Annotated in this window: 9 protein-coding genes and 2 pseudogenes; 3 read left to right on the top strand and 8 right to left on the bottom strand. The window is 73.1% G+C overall.

What is annotated here, in order from left to right:
• Positions 1-53: 53 nt before the first annotated feature.
• From ACFVIM_RS14105 to ACFVIM_RS14130, 6 genes and pseudogenes are all read right to left on the bottom strand, one after another.
• The gene (locus tag ACFVIM_RS14105; protein ID WP_384300988.1) at positions 54-1,511 is read right to left on the bottom strand and encodes a PepSY-associated TM helix domain-containing protein; all 1,458 of its coding nucleotides are present in this window, start codon (positions 1,509-1,511) and stop codon (positions 54-56) included.
• 46 nt (positions 1,512-1,557) lie between these two features.
• Positions 1,558-2,202, bottom strand: coding sequence for a hypothetical protein (locus ACFVIM_RS14110; RefSeq protein ID WP_384300972.1), 645 nt, complete (start codon positions 2,200-2,202; stop codon positions 1,558-1,560).
• Between the two features lie 90 nt (positions 2,203-2,292).
• Positions 2,293-3,399: an alpha/beta fold hydrolase gene (locus ACFVIM_RS14115; protein ID WP_384300973.1), complete on the bottom strand. Its 1,107-nt coding sequence runs from the start codon at positions 3,397-3,399 to the stop codon at positions 2,293-2,295.
• A gap of 121 nt (positions 3,400-3,520) precedes the next feature.
• Positions 3,521-6,019, bottom strand: a pseudogene (locus ACFVIM_RS14120) (alpha-N-acetylglucosaminidase); the annotation flags it as partial.
• Positions 6,020-6,385: 366 nt separating this feature from the next.
• Entirely contained in the window at positions 6,386-7,030 is a 645-nt protein-coding gene (locus tag ACFVIM_RS14125; protein WP_384300974.1) for a LuxR C-terminal-related transcriptional regulator, read from the bottom strand.
• Positions 7,015-8,337, bottom strand: a complete 1,323-nt coding sequence (locus ACFVIM_RS14130) for a sensor histidine kinase (protein ID WP_384300975.1) — start codon at positions 8,335-8,337, stop codon at positions 7,015-7,017. Before ACFVIM_RS14130 ends, ACFVIM_RS14125 begins: the two co-directional genes overlap by 16 nt.
• Positions 8,338-8,657: 320 nt before the next feature.
• Between ACFVIM_RS14130 and ACFVIM_RS14135 the strand changes: the two genes are divergently transcribed.
• Both ACFVIM_RS14135 and ACFVIM_RS14140 read left to right on the top strand, forming a co-directional pair.
• Positions 8,658-10,811 carry an MMPL family transporter gene (locus tag ACFVIM_RS14135; protein WP_384300976.1) on the top strand — a complete coding sequence of 718 codons (2,154 nt, stop codon included), beginning with the start codon at positions 8,658-8,660 and terminating at the stop codon, positions 10,809-10,811.
• Between the two features lie 76 nt (positions 10,812-10,887).
• On the top strand, positions 10,888-11,619 hold the full coding sequence (locus ACFVIM_RS14140) for a TetR/AcrR family transcriptional regulator (protein ID WP_384300977.1): 732 nt from the start codon (positions 10,888-10,890) through the stop codon (positions 11,617-11,619).
• Between the two features lie 51 nt (positions 11,620-11,670).
• On the opposite strand, the gene pulA is transcribed toward ACFVIM_RS14140, so the two are convergent.
• Entirely contained in the window at positions 11,671-17,013 is a 5,343-nt protein-coding gene (gene pulA, locus ACFVIM_RS14145) for a pullulanase-type alpha-1,6-glucosidase (protein ID WP_384300978.1), read from the bottom strand.
• Between the two features lie 78 nt (positions 17,014-17,091).
• A pseudogene (locus ACFVIM_RS14150) lies at positions 17,092-18,504 on the bottom strand (alpha-amylase family protein); the annotation flags it as partial.
• A 314-nt stretch (positions 18,505-18,818) separates the two neighbouring features.
• On the opposite strand from ACFVIM_RS14150, the gene ACFVIM_RS14155 reads away from it, so the two are divergent.
• Positions 18,819-20,117: an extracellular solute-binding protein gene (locus tag ACFVIM_RS14155; RefSeq protein ID WP_384300979.1), complete on the top strand. Its 1,299-nt coding sequence runs from the start codon at positions 18,819-18,821 to the stop codon at positions 20,115-20,117.
• Positions 20,118-20,294: the final 177 nt, after the last annotated feature.

Raw genomic sequence — 20,294 nt, forward strand, 5'->3', positions numbered from 1 at the left:
GCTCCATGAGCCGGGCCCTCTCCCGTCGCCGGGCGGGAATGGCCTGCGTACGGTCAGCCGGTCGCGTCGCCGGTGCCGCGTCCGGCGCGCAGGCGGGTGACCGCGCCCACCGCGAGGTCGACGACGAGGAACGCGACCAGCGTGACGCCGAGCAGCGGGACGAACCAGCCCACGACCGCCGTCGCCGCCGCCAGCGGCAGCAGCGCGGGCAGCGGGACGCGGCGCCAGGCACCGCGCGGGATGGGACGGCCGCCGAGGGCGCGCGTGCCGTCCGCGCGCACGGGCCTGCGCTGCCACCACATCCGGTAGCCCCACAGGATCAGCAGGACCAGCGCCCCGGCGAGCGCGGCGAGGGCGAGCTGGTTGGGCAGGCCGAACAGGACGCCCATATGGGCGTCGATGCCGAACCGGGTGAGCTTGGCCAGCAGCGGATAGTCGGCGAAGCGGACCTGGTCGATCACCGAACCGTCGGCGGGGTTGATGGCGACCGAGTCGAGCTTGACCGGGAAGACGGTGTCCGTCTCCTTCACCAGATAGCCGGTTCCCTCGCTGGGCAGGGTGAGCGCCACCTTGCCGTCGACGCCCGCCGAGCGGGCCGCCTCCAGGACCCGGTCGACGCCGATGTCCGCGCCCTGGTGCGGCCCGGAGTGGCCGCCGCCGTGGTGGCCCGCGTGCTCGTCACCGGCCGGGGCGGAGGGGTCGAGCGCGGCGGAGACCGCCGGGGTCGCGCCGCCGAGCTGGTCCTGGACGGCGCCGATGTTCTCGCCCGCCCAGCGGGACCAGGTCAGCCCGGTCGCCGAGAGCGCCACCAGACCGACCGCGGCCCACAGGCCGACCGTGCCGTGCAGGGACAGGGTGCGGCGGCGGCCGGTGGCACCGCGCTCGGGCACGATCAGGGCCCGGCGGCGCTGCCTGCGGCGGCCCACCCAGAGCAGCAGCCCGCCGAGGGCGACCACCCACAGCCAGCTCGCGGCGAGTTCGCTGTAGAAGCGGCCGGCCTCACCGAGGTGCAGATCGCGGTGGAGTTCGTCGAGCCAGGTGCGCAGCGGCAGGGCGCCGGAGCTGCCGTAGGAGGGGAGTTCCCCGCGTACCTCCGCCGTGTACGGGTCGACGAAGACGGCGAGCGAGCGGCCCTCGGGGGTGCCGGGGGCGTCCATCAGGACGCGGGTGGTGGCGCCCTCCTCGGAGCTGGGCCACACGGCGGTGACGGTGCCGTCGGGGCGGGCCTCGCGGGCGGCTTCGAGCTGGTCGGCGAGGGGCAGGACGCGTTCGCCGACGGGGACGGTCAGTTCGTCGCGGTAGACGAACTTCTCCGCCTGGAAGGAGAGGGCGTACAGCAGTCCGCTGACCGCCGCTATCAGCAGCAGGGGCGCTATCAGCAGCCCCGCGTAGAAGTGGATCCGAAGGAGCAGGGGCCGCAGCGCGCTCCAGGTGGAGGCGCCGGACGCGGCCACCTCCCGCTCGGTCTCGGTCGTGCCCTGGGCAGGGGTGACTGATGTGTCTGAGGACATGGTCATCCTGGGGATGTGAGTCGGACATGGGGGATCGGCCCCCAGGTCAGACGGCTGCTCCAGGGACCGTGGTGTGAGGTGCGCGGGCCGTGGGCGGCCCCCGGCGCACCACGCTGTGTCCGAGCAGCGCCCAGAGGCGGCGGGCGTCGGCGCGCCGCCGCGCGGGGCGTGGGCGGGGGTGCGCGGGCAGCGGTACGGGGGTGGGTGGCCGCAGCGGTACGAAGGCGAGCGCGGCGACCGCGTGCGCCAGCCGCAGGAAGGCCGTCTCACCCCGGGCCAGCCAGACACCGCAGAGGGCGGCGGCGAGGAGATGGGCGGCGATCATGGCGCCGGTGTCCAGGGCGGGGGCGGCCGTACCCAGGGCGCCCGTGTCCAGGGCCGGGGCGGGTGGGGCGGTGTGGTGGGCGGCCGGTGCCGGGGTGTGCAGTCCCGCCCGCGCGAAGTACGCGTGCAGCCCGCCCTGGGCCGCCAGCAGTCCCAGACCGAGGGTGACCGGGCCCCGGGGCCGGGCCGCGCCCAGCCAGGCCAGCGCGGTGGTGGCGGCGAAGGGCACGGCCAGTGAGGTCAGCGGAAGGTCATGGGTGGAGGCGGCGGTGTGGCCGAGGGCGGCGAGGGAGACGCAGACGGCCGAGAAGAGCAGCGCCCGCAGGGTGCGCGGGGTGTGGGGACTGTGGGGGGCACGCGGCGACATGGTGTGCACATGGTGCCATCTGGGGCGGGCGCTGAGGAGGGGGTGTCCAGGAAAGAGCCCCCGCCAGGGCGGGGGCACCCCACTCCGAGGTCAGGCCCGCAGGAAGTCCAGGACCTCCTGGAGGAAGCGGGTCGGGCTCTCCAGCTGGGGCAGATGGCCGACGCCGGGGAGTTCCACGAGCCGTGCGCCGGGGATGGCGGCGGCGGCCCGGCGGCCCAGTACCGGATAGTTCCCCAGCTTGGCCCGGTCCTCCGGGGTGGCGTAGTTCTTGCCGATCGCCGCCCGGTCCTCCTGCCCGATCACCAGCAGCACCGGCACCCGCAGCCGGGGGAAGTCGCCGAGTACGGGCTGGTGGTAGGCCATCTGGTAGGTGTGCGCTGAGGCCAGCGCCCAGCGCGGGTACTCGGCGGAGAGGGTGATCCGGTAGCGGATCTCCACATTGCGCTCGTAGGCGCGGCGCCAGTGCACGACGTACGAACGGTAGAAGGCGCGGATCGCGGTCAGGTCGGTGTTGGCGAGTTCGTCCGCGAAGAGCCGCTCGGTGGTGTGCGCGGGGACCAGGCCCCGGTACTCCTCCAGGCCGACGGGGTTGGCGAGCACGACCTTTCCGGTGCGCCCGGGGTGGAGCAGGGCGAAGCGGACGGCGAGCATCCCGCCCATGGAGTGCCCGATCACATCGGCGCGGTCGACGCCGAGCCGGTCCAGCAGGGCGACGGTGTTGGCCGCGAGCAGTTCGAAGGAGTAGTCGAGCGCGGGCTTGGAGGAGCGGCCGAAGCCGATCTGGTCGGGCACGATGACCCGGTGGCCGGCCTTCGCCAGGGCGCGGGCGGTGGGCTCCCAGGCGCCGCCGTCGAAGTTCTTGCCGTGGAGGAGGAGGACGGTACGGCCGGTGGCGGGCGCGGCGGGGGTGAGGTCGAGATAGGCCATGTTCACCGTCTCGCCCTGGTTGACCAGGCGGAGGTAGCGCACCGGGTAGGCGGAGGGGTAGCCCTCCAGCGCGATGCCGAGGGGCTGGTCGTAGACCGGTTCGCTCCCGTCGCGACCCGGGTGCGCCGCCGGTCGGCTCCCGTCGCCGCCTCGGTGCGCCGCCGTCCCGGTCGCGCTGCCGCCCGGGTGCGCTGCCGCCGGTCCGGCCCCCATCGCACTGGCGGCGGCCGTTCCGGCGCCCATGGCCAGCAGTGTCCGGCGCGTTGTCATGCGGTACCCCCTGGGTTCGTACGGTCAGGTGCGGTCATAGGTGATCAAGTGCGATCACCTGCGGCCATGGTGCCCCAACCACCCGGGTATCCCCAGGGGTTGATCGTCAGGGCGCCGGGCGCCCGTGGTGCCCGATGGTGACCGGTGGCTCGCCCCGGGGCCCGTAGCGGACGGTGAGCCGATAGGGGGCCGAGGCGTCCCGGAGCCGCCAGGAGACGGAAGCGGAACCTCCGGGCGGGACCGGCGGCAGCGTGGTGGAGGTGAGGGGCTCGGCTTCGGCCCCGGTCAGGGTCAGTTCGACCGGCCCGGTGGCGCGGAGTCCATTGAGGTTGCGGAACCGTCCCGTCAGGGTCGTCCGGTCCCGGCCGACCTCCATGAGCCCCTGATAGGGCGCGGCGGCCAGCGTCTCGTACACCCGCCGCGCCCAGCGGAAGGGGTCGCCCGTCGGCCGGGTCGGATAGCTCCTCCGCTCCCGGGTCCAGCGCTCCTCCCCCGGGTACCAGTCGGTCTCCACCGGCTCCCGGCCCGCCGCCAGCGCCTCCGCCCGCTCCCCCAGGAACGCCTCCCACTGGGGAAGGTGGAGATCGGCGAGCAGCCCGTGCCAGTCCCGGGCCGCGTAGTTGCTCAAGTGCTCCGCGACCCTCCGGTCGCCCCAGGTCGTCACCAGCACCCGGGCGGTGCGCTCCAGGGCGTCCGCCTCGGCGGGGCCGGTGGCACCGCGCCTGGCCCCGGCCAGCCAGGGACCCAGCAGCAGCTCGGGACGGGTGCCCGCGAGCCCGTCGGCCAGCCGCATCAGCCGCAGCCAGAGCGCGGAGACGGCGCGGAAGGTCACCGCGTCCCCGTCGGCGTGGGCGGCGCGCAGCAGTGGGTGGAGGGTGCGGGAGCGATTGGCCAGCGCCTGCCGGGCCAGATCGGCGAGGTCGTACCGGTAGGCGTCGCAGTCCCGCAGCGCCGGGGCGACCCGCAGCAGCGCCGCGAACGCCCGGTCGAGTCCGGCCGGGTCATAGGCGGGGCCCGGCGCGGGCGCGAGGGTGGGCCGATGGGTGAAGAGTGAGTCATGCGGGCGGCCGTCGTCGCTGGTCAGCGCGTACACGGTGGTCGCGAGCGCCTGGAACGCCTGCTGTGCGGCGGGATCCTCACCGCCGTACCGGAAGCGCGCGTACCGGGCGAACCACTCCGCCCGGTCCACCGGCTCCGCACGCCAGGCCAGTTCGGTGAAGAGTTCCAGCGCGGCCGGGTCGCGGCCACTGGCCTCCGGCATGAACGCGGTCCCGGTGAGCGCGCTCCCGGGCCGGTCCCGCCAGCGGGTGAACCGCTCGGTCCAGCGGTCGGTGTTGGCGCCGAGCGTGGTCCGCCCGCCGAAGTTGGGGATGGTCCCGAAGGCGTACGGAACCGAACCCCAGGCCCGCTCGCGATCGGCGACCGCGTCGAGGTCGGAGAGCCCGTCCACGACCAGGGTCCGCGCCGGGTCCAGCGCCGCCAGCAGCTCGGGCAGCGGGTTCTCCATCCAGCCGAGCAGCACCCACACCGCCTCCGGATGCGCGGCCCGCAACGCCCGCTCGACCGCGCGCGCCGCCTCGGGCACCGGAACGTCCCCGGCGGTGCCGCCCTCGTGCAGCAGATCCATCTTGAACAGCGGGGGCCGGTCGGCGGCCGTGGCGCGACGCCGTGTCGCGTCCGGCCCCGGCGCCCTCACCGCCGCCCCGAACAGCTCCCGCTGATGCCGGTAGAACGCGGCGGCGACCCGTGCGAACGCGGGACAGCGCGGATCGAGCCAGTCGGGCCGCCGCAGCCCCATCCACTCCCCCTGCGGCACCACCCGCGCCCCCGCCACCCGCCCGGCGAACCCCTCCGGCACGGTCCCGAAGTAGCCCGGCAGCACCGGCCGCATGCCCAGCTCCCGCAGCCGGTCCGTGATCCGCCGCCCGAGCGCGGTACGGGCCGCCAGCAGCGCGGGCGAGAGCGGCCCCCCGTACCCGCTGAGGTTCTGGAGCAGCCACCACGGCTGGTGCGAGGGCGCGGGCAGCCAGGCGCGCGCCTCGGCGTCGGAGTAGCCGAACCCGGTCAGCAGCCGGTGGTAGACGGCCTCCTGGCCGGGGGTGACCAGCACCTCGTCACAGCCGTGGACGGCGAGGAGGTCGATCAGCCGCTCCCAGTGCGCCCAGTCGGCGTACGGGCCGGTGTAGCCGTCATGGGTGTCGTTGAGCGCGAACCGGTGCGCGACGGTCGCCGCCCGCTCCAGCGGCCGGGCGGGCGCGGGCAGGGTGCGCGGAAGCCGGAGCTGCGAGCCCGACCAGGACAGATGCGCGTCACAGACGTACTTCAGATACCAGTGGACGCCGGTGAGGGCGGCGACGGGGGTGGTGGCCGCGACCTCGATCCGGCCGGGGGTACCGGTGACACGGAACCGGTCGGGACCGTCGGCGGACAGCGTACGGAGGTGGAACTGGGCCGCGTGGGCGGGCAGCAGCCGGGCGAGGGCGGCACGGGCGGGTGCGGTGGGCGCGCGCCGGGCCCGGGCGGCCGCCGGGGTCGGCGCGGCGGCGGCACCGAGCGCGGCGGCGCTCCCCACGAGGACCCTGCGGGAGGGGCCGCCGTGGTGTCGCCCGGGGTTCGCCATCCGTGCCTCCGTGGTGCCGCCGTGCTGTGCGCGGCGCACGCTACCGGGACCGCGCCCAGCGACACGGACGGCGGGGCGGTGGCGAAGGGGAACCCGCACTGATGGCGGAGTCCTCGCGAACCGGGCCTCCGGACAGCGGAAACCCCGCCCGGCGGGGGAGCCGGGCGGGGCGGGGCCCGCGCTGGAGAGTGGTGCTACGGGCGAGGGTCACCAGGCCCCGTCCAGGCGCGGCGGGACAGCGTGGCGGGACAGCGCGGCGGGACAGCGTGAGGACGGGGCCCTGGGGCGTCTTGCTGTCACGGACGGCCTTCCTGCCGCCGGGCCGGGTGCGGTCAGCGGTTGCGGGCGGCGGTCAGCGCGCGGCGGTCAGCGGTCCAGATACGCCAGCACCGCCAGCACCCGGCGGTTGTCGTCGTCCGAGACCGGCAGCCCCAGCTTCGCGAAGATGTTGGAGGTGTGTTTGGCGACCGCGCGTTCGGTCACCACCAGGGCGGCGGCGATGGCCGCGTTGGAGCGGCCCTGGGCCATCAGTTCCAGGACCTCGACCTCGCGCGGGGTGAGCCCGCCCAGGGGGCGGTCCTTGGCGCGGCGGTCCAGCAGCTGGGAGATCACCTGGGGGTCCATCGCGGTGCCGCCCGCCGCGACCCGGCGGACCGCGTCCACGAACTGGTCGGCGTCGAAGACCCGGTCCTTGAGGAGATAGCCCACCCCGCCGTCGCCGTCGGCGAGCAGTTCCCGCGCGTACAGCCGTTCCACGTGCTGGGAGAGGACGAGGACCGGCAGTCCGGGGCGGGCGCGGCGGGCGGCGAGGGCGCACTGGAGGCCCTCGTCGGTGTGGGACGGGGGGAGCCGGACATCGACGACGGCGACGTCCGGGTCGAGTTCCGCCAGCGCCCGGGTGAGTTCGGGGCCGCTCTCCACCGCCGCGACGATCTCGCAGCCGTACGCCTCCAGCAGGCGCACCAGCCCGTCGCGGAGCAGGAAGAGGTCTTCGGCTAGGACAACGCGCAAGGGATCTCCATGGTGACCATGGTGGGGCCGCCCGCGGGCGAGCTGACGGCCAGGACGCCGTCGAATGTACCCAGCCGCCGCTCCACCCCGGTCAGCCCCGATCCGGCGCCGATCCGTGCCCCGCCGCGCCCGTCGTCGGTGACGGAGACGCGGATCGCGTCCTGCTCGTAGGAGATGTCCACCCAGATCCGCCGGGCACCGGCGTGCTTGACCGCGTTGGCGAGGGCCTCGCTGACGGCGAAGTAGGCCGCCGACTCCACCGGCTCCTCCGCCCGGCCCGGGAGTTCCACGTCCACCTCGACGGCCAGCGGCAGCCGCAGGGCGAGGGCGCGCACGGCGTCGCCGAGACCCCGTTCGGCCAGCACGGGCGGATGGATCCCGCGCACCAGGTCGCGCAGTTCGGCCAGGGCCTCGGCGGAGGTCGCGCGCGCGGCCGCCAGCAGCTCACGGGCCTTCTCCGGGTCCTTCTCCAGCAGCGCCTCGACCGTGCCGAGGCTCATCCCGACCGCGACCAGCCGCGCCTGCGCGCCGTCGTGGAGGTCGCGTTCGATGCGGCGCAGCTCGGCCGCCGAGGAGTCCACGGCATCGTGCCGGGTCTCGGTGAGCCGCCCGATCCGCTCCTCCAGTTCCCGCTCCCGGCCGGGCTTGAGGGCGGCGCCCGTCAGCACCATATGGGTCCGTACGAGAGCGGTGTTGCCCCACACCGCCGCCGCGAGCTGCCCGGCGCCGACGAGGGCGGCCAGTCCCGCCGTACCCCAGCCGTTCACGGGGACGAAGGTGTACCAGTACGCGGCGTTGTTGGCGTCCACGATCGGCACCCACAGGCCGAGCACCAGCAGGATCCCGAAGAGGCCGTTGAGGATCAGGCCCGGGGCGAGCAGGGCGACGACCGCGCCCGCCGTCATATCCACCAGCAGCCACTGGATGTCCCGCCAGGTCGCCGGGTCCTTCAGCATCACCGCGCAGCGCTCGACCTGGCCGGTGATCCCGGTGCGGGGGTCGCGGACCGCACGGTACGAGGCCGGGATCCGGGTCCCGGTCCAGCGCGCGGCCAGCAGCCGCCGCCGGGCGGCGTGGGCGCGCACCAGACCGAGCAGGGCCGGGGTGGTGAACACGCCCACCCCGAGGGGGATCAGCACGACCGACACCAGGGAGAGCACGAAGAGCAGCACCGACACGGTGATCCCGAGCAGCCCGAGGGCCAGTCCCCGCCCGCTGGCGAGCAGGGCGTCACGGGCCCGCTCCCCGAAGCCCCCGGCACTCTCGTCCACGCCGCCCGCGCCGTCCCCTGTCGCCCGCCCGCCCATCGGCCCTCTCCCTCATCTGCGTACGTCCGTACTTCTGTACGCGTGTACGTCCGTTCCGTACGCCGTCGCACCGCGCACGCGGGACCAGTCTCTCCCCGGGGCATCGTCCCTGGCACGGGCCCCTGACACCGGAGGGGGGTGGTGCTGGCACCACCCCCCGGGGCTCGCCCCAGCCCCCGGGCGGAGGGGGGCCTGACGGCTGGGGACGCGCGGGCCCGGCTCCTAGCGTCGTAACCCGGCGCGCAGCGGCGCCGCCGACCAGGCAGGACGTGGCCCAGGCCGTGTCGTGGGAGAGAAGTCGTGGGAGAGAAAGAGAACCGATGAGGGGCAACCTCGCCGCGCGCGTCGGCGTATGGAGCGCGCACCACCGTAAGAAGGCCATCCTCGGCTGGCTGCTGTTCGTGGTCCTGGCCGCCGTCCTCGGGGGCGCGTCCGGCACCGTGGAGATGACCGAGTCCGAGCAGGGCACCGGCGACTCGGCCCGCGCCCAGAAGATCCTCGACGACGCGGGCCTGGACAGCCCGGCCGCCGAGACGGTCCTGGTGGCCGCGGACTCCCCGGGCGGCTGGGAGCGCGCCGCGGGCGATCTGGTCCGGGCGCTGAAGGAGACCGGCCGGGTCCAGAACACCGGCGCCCCGCTCGCCTCGAAGGACGGCCGGGAGGCGCTGGTCACGTTCGAGATGCGCGGCGACTCCGAGCAGGCGGCGGACCGCGTCCCGCCCGTCCTCGACGCGGTACGGGAGACCGCGGACGCCCACCCGGAGGTGGAGCTGCACCAGTTCGGCGAGGCCAGCGCCGAGAAGTGGCTCAACGACCTGCTCGCCGACGACTTCGTCAAGGCGGAGCTGACGGCGATCCCGCTCGCGCTCGGCATCCTGCTGGTCGCGTTCGGCGCGGTGGTCGCCGCGCTGCTGCCGGTCGCCCTGGCGCTGACCGCCTGCGCCGCCGCGTACGGACTGCTGGCGCTCGTCAGCCACCAGCTCCACCTCTTCACGACCACCTACTCGGTGATGTTCCTGATGGGGCTGGCCGTCGGCGTCGACTACTGCCTCTTCTACCTGCGCCGCGAGCGCGACGAACGCGCGGCGGGCCGGGACGCCGACACCGCGCTGCGGATCGCCGCCGCCACGAGCGGGCGGGCGGTGCTGGTCTCCGGGCTCACGGTGATGGTGGCCATGGCGGGGATGTTCCTCTCCGGGCTGATGCTCTTCGAGGGTTTCGCCGTCGCGACGATCCTGGTGGTGGCCATCGCGATGGTGGGGTCGGTGACCGTGCTCCCGGCGCTGCTGGCGTGGCTGGGCGACCGGGTGGACGCGGGCCGGGTGCCGCTGCTGGGACGGCGCCGGGGGGCCCGGGCGGCCGGGCAGCAGGGGGGCGCGTTCGCCGCGCGGCTGCTGCGGCCCGTCCTGACCCGCCCGAAGCTCTTCGCGGCCCTGGGAACCGTCATCCTGCTGGCGCTCGCGGCCCCCGCCCTCGGCATCCGCACCGAACAGCTCGGCATGGACAAGCAGTTCGGCTCCGACTCCACCCTGGCCATCGCCCACGACCGCATCACCCGCAGCTTCCCCGGCGGCCCGGAGCCCGCCCGTGTGGTCGTCGCGGCCGATGACATCGACGCCCCCGAGGTCCGTACGGCGCTGGCCCGCTTCGACGCGGTCACCGTCCACCGCGCCGAGAACATCGCCGAGATCGAGGTACCGCTCGCCGGTGACGGCGGCGACTCCCGCTCCAAGGCGGCCCTGACCACCCTGCGCGAGAAGACCGTCCCCGCCGCCTTCGACGGCACCGGCGCGACGGCGTACGTCACCGGAGAGCTGGCCGAGTCCGTCGACTTCAACGACCAGCTGCGGCGCGGCATCGCCCCGGTGCTCGCCTTCATCACCGCCGTGACGTTCCTGCTGATGCTCTTCTGCTTCCGCTCCTATGTCATCGCCCTGACCTCGATCGCCCTCAACCTGCTCTCCGTCGCCGCCGCGTACGGAGTGATGGTCGCCGTCTTCCAGCACGGCTGGGGAGCCTCGCTCCTCGGCACGGAGGCGGTGGGCGCGATCCAGAGCTGGATCCCGCTCTTCGTCCTCGTCGTCCTCTTCGGCCTCTCCATGGACTACCACGTCTTCGTCGTCTCCCGGATCCGCGAGGCCCGTGACCACGGCGCCACCACCCCCGCCGCCATCGCCGAGGGCATCCGCTCCACGGCGGGCGCCATCACGGGCGCGGCCGCCATCATGGTCGCCGTCTTCGCCGTCTTCGGCACCCTCTCCATGCAGGACATGAAGCAGATGGGGGTGGGACTGGCGGTCGCGGTGCTGCTGGACGCGACGGTGGTACGGATGGTGCTGCTGCCGTCGGTGATGGCGCTGCTGGGGGAACGCAACTGGCGTACCCCGAGGGCCCTGCGGCGGCTGCCGGTGATGGAGCACGGCGTGGGCGGCACGGACGGCGCGGAACGGGAGAGGGCCGCGGAACGGGTCTGAACGCGGGTGGCTGATCCCCGTCGCGCGGCCGCCCCGGTCCGAACTGTTGCGCTAGGCGGCTGGGTACTCTGAGTCCATGACGACCGGGGTGCGCCGCAGGATGGGCGTCAAGGAGCGCAGAGAGCAACTGATCGGCGTGGCGCTGGAGTTGTTCAGCTCCCGCTCCCCCGACGAGGTCTCCATCGATGAGATCGCCCAGGCGGCCGGGATCTCCCGGCCGCTGGTCTACCACTACTTCCCGGGCAAGCAGTCGCTGTACGAGGCGGCGCTGCGGCGCGCGGCCGACGAGCTGGCCACCCGGTTCCGGGAGCCCCATGAGGGCCCTCTCGGTCTGCGGCTGCTGCGGGTGATGGGCCGGTTCTTCGACTTCGTGGACGAGCACGGGCCCGGTTTCTCCGCGCTGATGCGCGGTGGCCCGTCGGCGGGGTCCACGACCACCAACGCGATGGTCGACGAGGTACGGAAGGCCGCGTACGAGGAGATCCTGGCCCATCTGAGGGTGGACCGGCCCCCGGTGCGGCTGGCGCTGGTGGTGCGGTCCTGGGTGTCGCTCGCGGAGACGACGGCGCTGCTGTGGCTGGATGGCCGCGAGGTGCCGCGCGCGGAGCTGGAGCGGAAGCTGGTGCAGGACTTCGCGGCGCTGTGCGCGGTCGGCGCGGCGTACGACGAGGAGACGGCCGAGGTGATCTCGCGGGCGCTGGAGGGCGAGACGGCGCGGGGGCCGTTCGGCGATCTGGCCGCCCGGCTGCTGGTGCTGGCGGCACCGGTGGTGCCGGTGGTGCCCCGGCAGCGAAGCCGCCAGGCATAGGCAGGAGCAGGTCGGCTCATGGGGGCGCCCCGGACGGGGCGCCCCCTCGCGTCAGGAGCGGGAGAAGACCGCCACCGTACGCGCCGGGACGGTGAAGGTGCCGGAGGCGCGGTCGTAGGCGGAGGAGCGCACCACGGGGTCGGAGCCCGAGGACTGCGCCGGGTGGAGGGTGTATCCGGTGCCCGCCAGCGACGGCACCCGCTGTTCCCGCGCCGCCGGGGTCGCGTTGAAGACGACCACCAGGTCACCCGCCGTCATGGTGATGACGCCCGGCGTCTCTCCCGGCCCGGAGAGCGGGAAGGACACGGCCTCCCGTACCGCCTGGGCCGTCGGCAGGCTGAGGGCGGGTTCGGTGGTACGGATGGTCTGGAGGTCGCGGAAGGCGGCGGACGCGCCCTCGATCTGGGCGCAGCCGACGGTCAGTCCGGGCGCGGTGAGCAGCGGTCTGGCGTGCGGCCACTTGGGCTGGTTGTCGGCGGCGGGCGGCAGTCCACGGCCGAAGCCGTTGCCGTCGCGGCAGTCGTAGTGGAGGGCGTTGTACCAGTCACCGCTGTCGTAGGAGTTGCGGTCGAGCGACTTCGAGCGCAGCAGGTCGGTTCCGGCCTGGGAGAGCGAGGGGCCCTGCGCCAGGGTGGAGACCGCCATCGCCAGGACCTGGGCCCGGGCCCGGTCGGCGGGTGAGGTGGTCGCGGGCAGTTTGAAGGCGAGCGCGTCGTAGAGGGTCTCGTTGTCGTGGGCGTCGCTGTAGGCGAGGGCGTCGCCGGGGGCGGCGGCGTATCCGGCCGGGGCGCCGTTGTAGTCGACCTCGGAGCCCTTGACCGTGCGGCCCGTGCTGTCGGTGAGGGTGTAGTCGGCGAGGTTGCCGGTGAGCCCGACCTTGATCAGGTCCTGGTAGTGGAGCAGCCGGGCGCGCTGCTCGGCCGGGCTGCCCTGCGGGACGGCCGGGTTGGGGTCGGTGTAGAGGCCGGAGGCGAAGCCCTGGACGCCGGGGTCCTCGTCGAAGGGCCCGCCGCCCCGGACGGCGTCGCGGGCGCGGTCGGAGAAGGTGGCGATGCCGGTCCCGGCCATGTTCTTCTGGGTGGCCTGGACGAAGCGGGAGTCGTCGGCGATCTCGCCGAAGTTCCAGCCCTCCCCGTAGAGCAGGATCCGCTTCCCGTCGACGCCGTCCCGGGCCACCGTCAGCGCGTCGAGCGCCCGGCGCACGGCGAGCATATTGGCCTTGGGGTGGTGGCCCATGAGGTCGAACCGGAAGCCGTCGACCTTGTACTCCTTCGCCCAGGTGACGATGGAGTCCACCACGAGCTTGCCCATCATCGCGTTCTCGGGCGCGGTGTTGGCGCAGCAGGTGGAGGTGGCGACGGTGCCGTCGGCGAGGAGGCGCTGGTAGTAGCCGGGGACGATCCGGTCCAGCACCGACTTCTCGGACTGCCCGGCGGCGACGGTGTGGTTGTAGACCACGTCCATGACCGTGCGCAGCCCGGTGCCGTTGAGGGCCTGGACCATCTTCCGGAACTCGACCGTACGGCGGGTTCCCTCGGGGTCGGAGGCGTAGGACCCCTCGGGGACGGTGTAGTGGAGCGGGTCGTAGCCCCAGTTGTAGGCGTCCTTCGCGGCGACCTTGGCGATACACGCCTGCTGTTCGGCCGAGTCGGGCGCGTACACCGACAGATCGCACCCGGGCCGCAGCTGGTCCCGCTTGCGCTCGGGGATGGTGCCGATGTCGAAGGCGGGCAGCAGATGGACGTACGAGGTGCCGCTCCGGGCCAGCTTGGTCAGGTGCCGCATCCCCTGCGACGCGCGGTCGGTGAAGGCCAGGTACTGGCCGGGGTGGCGGGCGGTGCGGTCGGCGACGGAGAAGTCACGGATGTGCAGCTCCTGGATCTGGGCGTCCCGTGGCGGCACGGCGGCGGGTTTCCGCAGCGTCTTCCAGCCCTTCGGCGCCAGGGCCGGGTCGGCCAGGTCGGTGACGAGGCTGCGGGCGGAGTCGGTGGTCAGGGCGGTGGAGTAGGGGTCGGTGACCAGGTTGGTGACAAGTCTCCGGACCGTGGGGGCCCAGACGGTCACCCGGTAGCGGTAGGGCTTGCCGGTCCAGCCCTTCGTCCCCCGGACCGACCAGACACCGGTCGCCGCGTCCCGGCGCATGGGAACGGTCCGGCCGCCGAGTTCGAGGGAGACGGTACGGGCGGTGGGGGCCCACAACGACAGCGTCGGACGGCCCGCCGTGAAGACCGGCCCCAGGCGGGCGTCGGCGGCCCGGGCCGCGTACAGGGAGTCCAGGACCCCCGGTATCTGCACCCCGGTCGCCGCGAGCAGGGCCCCCGAGGCCGCGCGCTGGGTGGCGATGAGCTGGCCGCGCAGGGCGGCGGGGACCCGGTCCCGGTCGCGCGGGTCGACGCTGAACGCCGGATAGTCCCCGAGGTGCGGGAACTTCGCCTTCTGCGCCTCGGTCAGGGTGGTGCGGCCCAGCCGCAGCCAGCGGCCCTCGTCGCTCAGGGCGCCGTCCACGATGGTGAGGGGCCGGTCACCGGGCGCGTAGACGAGCTGTTCGCTGGTGGCGTCGGTCGCCTTCACCTTCCAGACGACGGTGTCCCGGTCGATCCACTGCGCCTCGGCCTTGGTGAGGTCGAGCGAGCCCGCGCCCGTGGGCTGCGGCAGCAGCGGCCTCGGCCGGCCGGAGAGCAGCCACGCCTCGCGGGAGTGGGTGGCGAAGTCCAGGGACTGGTCGGCGGGCTGATCCTTCTCGTCGCCCTTGTGCAGGATGTAGCTGAGCGAGGTGGCGCCGGGCGCGAGCGGGACCTCGAAGGTCACCCCGTACGCGTCCTGGCGGACGGGCGTCAGCGGCTTCGCCCAGTCGGTCGGGTTCGCCGCGCCGGTCCAGGTGTGCAGGCCCCAGCCGTCGTACGCGCCGTCCGGGCGCTGGTAGTGCAGGACGGCCGTGTTCTTGTCCTGCGGCGGATAGGCGCCGTCGGGCGCGCGCTCGGCCTGCCCGTCCTCGCCCTGCGCGACCCAGACCTGCCCGGTGCGGGCCAGGTCGACGGTCCGCGCCGGGCCGTCCGCGCGGCCGTCCTTCTCGACGGTGTACGTGAGGGAACCCGGCGCGTTCTGGTCGAGCTTCACCCAGGCGAACGCGCCATAGGCGTCGCGGCCGGTGAAGGCGGCCGCACGGTCGCCGACGCGCAGCGTCCAGCCGTCGTAGTCGCCACCGGGCCGCCGGTAGTGGACGACGGCGTACTCCCGCTCGACCGCGACCGGCTTGCGCGGCGGCGGGACCGTACCGGAGGTGGTGGAGCCGAGCGCGGCGGCGGTACGGCCACGGGCGTCCACGACGACGGCCTTGTAGCGCAGCGGGGTGCCGGGCGCCAGCTTCGGGTCGAGGTGCTGGGTGACCCGGTAGGGCGCGCGGTCGGCGGTGCCGAGGGTGCGCCAGGGGCCGTCGCCGGCCTGCGCGGCGAAGACGACCCGGCCGAGGGTGCCGCCGTCGGCGTCGGCGGAGATCTCCACCGCCCCGGTGGCCCCGGCGGGCGGGACCGTCAGACCGATGGTGGGCGCGCCCTGCGGTTCGGGCACGGTCCGGTCGGCGCGCAGCACGACGGAGGAGAGCGCGGGGACGGTGACGGTGAGCTGTCCGGCGCGGTCGCTGGTGGCGGGCGCGGTGGTGCCGTACAGGGGACGGAACCGGCTCTGCGGGGTGGCGGTGGTCAGGGTCGCGGTGGTGGGGGCGGTGCCGTTGTTGACGGCGACCACGTACTCATACGGCTGTACGGGGTCGATCCGGGAGTGCGCGTAGAGCGAGCCTCGGGCATGGCGCGGGAGCTGGACGCCGTCGCGGAGCGCCGGGTGCTGGCGGGTCAGCCGCGACAGCGCGGCGATCGAGCGGTAGAGCGGATGGCCGGTGTCGTAGGCGTCCTGGGCATGGGTGCGGTCCGTGCCGATCTGGTCGTCGTCCAGATAGTCCGGGGTGGTGGAGGCGAACAGGGTCTGCCGGGCGTCCTTGTCGCCGCCCGCGCCCGTGAAGCCCTGCTCATCGCCGTAGTAGACGACCGGGTTGCCGCGCGAGAGGAACATCAGCTCGTTGGCGAGCCGGGACCGGCGCAGCAGTTCGGCGTCGCTGGCGCCCGGGTTGTCCTGCTTCAGGAAGGTGCCGAAGCGGCCCATGTCATGGTTGCCGAGGAACGTCACCTGGTTGTAGGCGTTGGCCCGGTCGGCGGTGTACCGGTGGTCCTGCGCGAACACCTCCGCCAGCTTCCCGGCGGGCGCGCCCCGCGAGGCGACGGCCCGCGCCGCGTCCTGGAACGGGAAGTCCAGGGTGGAATCCAGCCGTCCCCGGGTCACATAGGGCGCGGTCACCGCCGGATCGGCCGAGTAGACCTCACCGAACATGAAGAAGTCCTCGCGGCCCCGCCGGGCGGCGTAGGTGTCCAGCGCCGTCGCCCACTGGGTCCAGAACTCCATGTCGACGTGTTTCACCGTGTCGATACGGAACCCGTCGATATCGAAGTCGCGCACCCAGCGCTCATAGATCTTCTCCATGCCCCGGACGACCTCGGGCCGCTCGGTCCACAGATCGTCCAGACCGGCGAAGTCACCCTGCTCGGAACTCTCGCCCGCGAAGGTCGAATCACCCCGGTTGTGGTACATCGTGGGGTCGTTGAGCCAGGCCGGGACCTTGGCGGTGTCGCGGGGGCGGGGGGTGTACGGGAAGGAGTCGGCGTCGACCTCCGGGACCCCGGCGCGGTCGTCGAACGGGCGGCCGGTGCGGTCGAGATAGGGATGGGAGCCCTTGGGCTTGTAGCCGTATGTCCTCTCCGCGTAGTCGACGGTGTCGGCCGTGTGATTGGTGATCACATCGAAGAAGACTTTGAGTCCCTTGGCGTGGGCCTTGTCGATCAGCTCCCGCAGCTCGGCGTTGGTGCCGAAGTGCGGGTCCACCTGGGTGAAGTCGGTGATCCAGTAGCCGTGGTAGGCCGCCGAGGCGTCCTTGCCCGCACCCTGCACCGGGCGGTTCTTGAAGATCGGCGCCAGCCAGAGGGCGGTGGTGCCGAGACCCTTGATGTAGTCCAGCTTCCGGGTCAGGCCCTTGAGGTCACCACCCTGGTAGAAGCCCTTGTCGGTGGGGTCGAAGCCATGGTCGAGACGGCCGCCGGGGATACCGCCCCGGTCATTGCGGGGGTCGCCCTGGGCGAAACGGTCCGGCAGGACGAAGTAGAACTGCTCCCGGGTCAGATCGTCCCGCGCCGCGCGCGCCGCCTCGGCGGCGAGCGCCTTGGTGCTGGGGGGTGCGGGGGCCTTCTCGCCCGGCGCCTGAGCGCTGGCGAGGGCGGGCAGCAGCCCGACGCACAGGGCGGCGGCGGTCACGGTGACGAGTGCCTGGCGCACTCGTCGCTCTCTCAACACGCGTTGTCTCCTTGCTCTCAAAGTCTCTTACGGACCCGCTCCCTCGGGTACGGGCCGCGACCGCAGGGGGCGCTACACGCAGGTACGGGCGCCGGTGTGGAGGGCGAGGGCCGTGCGGGGCGGGAGGGTCGCGGGGAGCTGGCCCGAGGCCGGGACCGTGACGGTCCGGCGCGACTGGACGTCGCAGTAGACCCCCGCCGCCAGCCCGGTGTCGAAAATCCGGCTCACCGCCACGGACGACCCGTTGAGCGCCACGAACCCCTTCCCGCCGCGCCCGAAGGCGATGACATCACCGCCGTCGTCCCACCACCGCGTCACCGGTTCTCCCCGTACCGCGTTGCGGAACCCGACCATGGAGGCGATCTCGGGCCAGGCGTGCTGGCACTTCCAGCCGTCGCGCCAGCACGCGTCCACCCGCCCTCCGTTCGGCGGCCCGGCGTCCTTGTCGGTCCACTCGTAGCCGGAGTGGATGTCCGGGGAGCCGTAGGGCCAGGCCAGCATGTAGACATTGGCGAGGGTGTAGTCGGCGCCGTCCTTGTAGTTCAGGGTGTCGCCGAGCCGTTCGGTGTCGTGGTTGTCGACGAACACCCCGGCCTTGGCCGACGGAAGGTAGCCCCACGCCTCGCCGAAGGTCCTGAGGTAGGCCAGCCGCTCCCGTTGGAAGATCCGCTTCAGGTCGCGTCCGTAGCGGAACTCCTGGACGTCGCCGGTGCCCAGGTACTCCGCGGGGGCGATGGGTTCGCCCTCGCCGTGGATGGCTTCCTGCTTCCAGTAGACGTCGGGGCGGCTCAGCCGGGCCTTGATGGCGGTGAGGTCGGCGGCGGGCATGTGCTTGGCGGCGTCGATCCGGAAGCCGTCGACGCCGAGGGAGAGGAGGTCGTCGAGGTAGGCGGCGATCCGGCCGCGTACGTACTCCTCCCCGGTGTCGAGGTCGGCGAGTCCGACGAGTTCGCAGTGCTGGACGTGCCAGCGGTCCTGGTAGTTGGTGATGGGGTGGCGGCAGTCGTCGTTGTCGTAGCCGGAGTAGACACCGGGGTAGTCGTACTTGGTGTACGGGGAGCCGCCGGTCCCCACACCGTCCCCGGCCGCCATGTGGTTGATGACGGCGTCGGCGACGACCTTGACCCCGGCGGCGTGGCAGGTGTTCACCATCCGCTGGAACGCGGCGCGGTCCCCGAGCCGCCCGGCGATCTTGTAGCTGACGGGCTGGTACGAGGTCCACCACTGGGGGCCCTGGATGTGTTCCTGCGGGGGCGAGACCTGCACGTATCCATAGCCGTCGGGGCCCAGTCGCTCCGTGCAGGCGCGGGCGACCGAGTCGAAGCGCCACGCGAAGAGGACGGCGGTGACGTCCTTGGCACCGGGCGGCGCGAGCGGCGCCGCCGAGGCGGCGGGCGCCGGGCCTGTCGCGACCGCCGCCCCCGCCACGAGGGCGAGCGCGGCGGCCAGGCCCTGTCTGGTTCCGGTTCCGGGTGTGCGTCTGCTGGCCATAACTCCTCCTTGCACAGCACTGTGCAACGGGTGGGGGAAGCGCCTTGCGAGACAACGCGTCATGCCCTGAAAGGCTCTTGAACTTTTCTGCCGGTTCTTGCAGCGAGCACCGCGCCCCGCTGGCAGCAGACCGTAGGAGCAGTACTGACCCGTGGTCAACCCCCAGGACACGGCGAGGTCACAACCGGGAAAACAGGCCGTTTTCTTTCTGAAAACTCTTTCGCAAAGTCTTGCAAGACTGTTAACTTCACGCCGCAGCAGCCCGGCCCGAGGCAGAGGCAGGCGGGGCACCTGATCTCAACGAGGAGTTCATGATGCGCAGGGGCATGACAGTCGCCGCGATAGCGGGCGTACTGGCTCTGACCGCCACCGCCTGCGGCGGCAGCGACACCACCAGCGACAGCAGCGGCAAGAAGGCCGCCGAGGACCCGCAGAGCGTCAGCGGCTCCATCACCTGGTGGGACACCTCGAACGAGGCCGAGGGCCCCACATACGACAAGCTCATCGCCGCCTTCCAGGCGGAGTACCCCAAGATCAAGGTCGACCGCACCTCGGTCTCGTTCGACCAGGCCGAGCAGAAGTTCAAGACCGCCGCCCAGAACGGCAAGGGCGCCCCGGACGTCATCCGCACCGACGTCGGCTGGTCCGCGGGCTTCGCCAACCTCGGCTATCTCCAGCCGCTGGACGGCACCCCCGCCCTCGACAACACCGCCGACTTCCTCCCCGGCCCCCTGGAGACCGCCAAGTTCAAGGGCGAGACGGTCGGCGTCCCCCAGGTCACCGACACCCTCGGGCTGCTCTACAACAAGGAGATCTTCGCCAGGGCGGGCATCACCAGGCCCCCGGCCACCTGGGACGAGTTCCTCGCCACCGCCAGGACGATCAAGGCGAAGACCGGGGTCACCGGCACCCAGCTCAACCCCGAGGGCTACTTCTCGCTGCCGTTCCTCTACGGCGAGGGTGGCGACATGCTGGATGTCGACGGCAAGCGGATCACCGTCAACTCCCCGCAGGCGGTCAGGGCCATGGAGACCGCGCTGAAGCTGGTCAAGCCCGATGTCGCCGTGAAGCCCGCCACCACCGACGGCTATGTCGCCGCGCAGACGTCCTTCAAGGACGGCAAGGTCGCGATGATCGTCAACGGCCCGTGGTCGGTCTCCGACGCCTACGCGGGCAAGGCGTTCAAGAACAAGGACAACCTCGGCATCGCCAGCATCCCGGGTGGTTCCGCCGGTACCGCCGCGGCCCCCATCGGCGGCCACAACTACTCCGTCTACCGGGGCTCCCGTAACAAGGACGCGGCCTACCTCTTCGTGAAGTTCATGTCCTCCACCAAGAGCCAGGAGCTGACCGCCAAGGAGATCAACACCCTCCCGACGCGCACCTCCGCCTACACCGCCGCCGTCACCGCCGACCCGGCGAAGAAGGCGTTCCAGCAGGCCCTCTCGGTCGCGAAGACCCGTCCGGTGATCCCCGGTGTCGGCGATCTGTTCGTCGCCTTCGACCAGCACTACGTGAAGATCCTGCGCGGTGACGTCTCCCCGAAGGACGGCCTGGACGCGCTGGCGAAGGAGTGGAACACCAAGCTGCTGAAGGACTACAAGGTCGGCTAGGTCCGTTTCACACGTCCCGCCCGCGCTCCCCCAGCCCCGGTCCGGTCCGCTGACGGATCCTCGCGTCGCCCCGCCGGATCCGACGCGTCCAGCGGACCGGGCCGGTCCACACCGTCTTCCGCCCGCGGGAACCGGTCCACCGGCCCACCGCGGCACCAGCACCTCGCCGAGCCGCCC

Origin of the sequence: Streptomyces sp. NPDC057638 (assembly GCF_042800315.1) — a bacterium.
In the GTDB taxonomy this organism is placed as follows: Bacteria; Actinomycetota; Actinomycetes; order Streptomycetales; family Streptomycetaceae; genus Streptomyces.

Coding starts and splice junctions, on each gene's coding strand:
- ACFVIM_RS14140 (WP_384300977.1), top strand. CDS start 10,888: ATGACGACCGGGGTGCGCCGCAGGATGGGCGTCAAGGAGCGCAGAGAG.
- ACFVIM_RS14155 (WP_384300979.1), top strand. CDS start 18,819: ATGCGCAGGGGCATGACAGTCGCCGCGATAGCGGGCGTACTGGCTCTG.
- ACFVIM_RS14130 (WP_384300975.1), bottom strand. CDS start 8,337: ATGGGCGGGCGGGCGACAGGGGACGGCGCGGGCGGCGTGGACGAGAGT.
- ACFVIM_RS14110 (WP_384300972.1), bottom strand. CDS start 2,202: ATGTCGCCGCGTGCCCCCCACAGTCCCCACACCCCGCGCACCCTGCGG.
- ACFVIM_RS14115 (WP_384300973.1), bottom strand. CDS start 3,399: ATGACAACGCGCCGGACACTGCTGGCCATGGGCGCCGGAACGGCCGCC.
- ACFVIM_RS14105 (WP_384300988.1), bottom strand. CDS start 1,511: ATGTCCTCAGACACATCAGTCACCCCTGCCCAGGGCACGACCGAGACC.
- ACFVIM_RS14135 (WP_384300976.1), top strand. CDS start 8,658: ATGAGGGGCAACCTCGCCGCGCGCGTCGGCGTATGGAGCGCGCACCAC.